Source organism: Ruegeria sp. AL12, assembly GCF_056540885.1.
Map to the genome: position 1 here is coordinate 1 of NZ_JBQFXN010000204.1, position 529 is coordinate 529.

Annotated in this window: 1 protein-coding gene; it reads right to left on the minus strand. The window is 54.3% G+C overall.

What is annotated here, in order from left to right; all coding sequences use genetic code 11:
• The coding region (locus tag ACR0C6_RS22235) for a calcium-binding protein (protein WP_480621377.1) at positions 1-529 on the minus strand (529 nt) is incomplete at both ends.

Below are 529 nucleotides of genomic sequence, written 5' to 3' on the forward strand. Positions count from 1 at the left end.
GTGTCGCGAAATCCGTTGTCTTCAATCGAGTCCTGACCATCGCCACGCGTGAACACATAGGTATCCGACCCCTTATTTCCATGCAGAGTGTCGTTGCCCAGACCACCGGTGATCACGTCGTTGCCATTGTGAGCAGTGATCACATCATCGCCCGCTTGCCCGTTGATCACATCGTCAGTGCCGTAAGCGTAGATGATGTCATCACCGGATGTCGCATCCGCTGCCAGCAGAGCGTCGCGCAAGTCCTGCATGGTCCAGATCGTACCGTCGTCGAACACAATCTGCTCAATGCCGTCGGACGAGTCATTGCTGAGCGTGTTGATGATCGTGATCTGATCGGTGGTCCCCGCAAAGGTCAAAATGGCAGTGTTGCTGTTTGCCGCAGGTTTTGAGACCGATATCTCGTCCGGTGTGTACCCATGGAGAACCAGCTTATCCGTGTCGCGAAATCCGTTGTCTTCAATCGAGTCCTGACCATCGCCACGCGTGAACACATAGGTATCCGACCCCTTATTTCCATGCAGAGTGT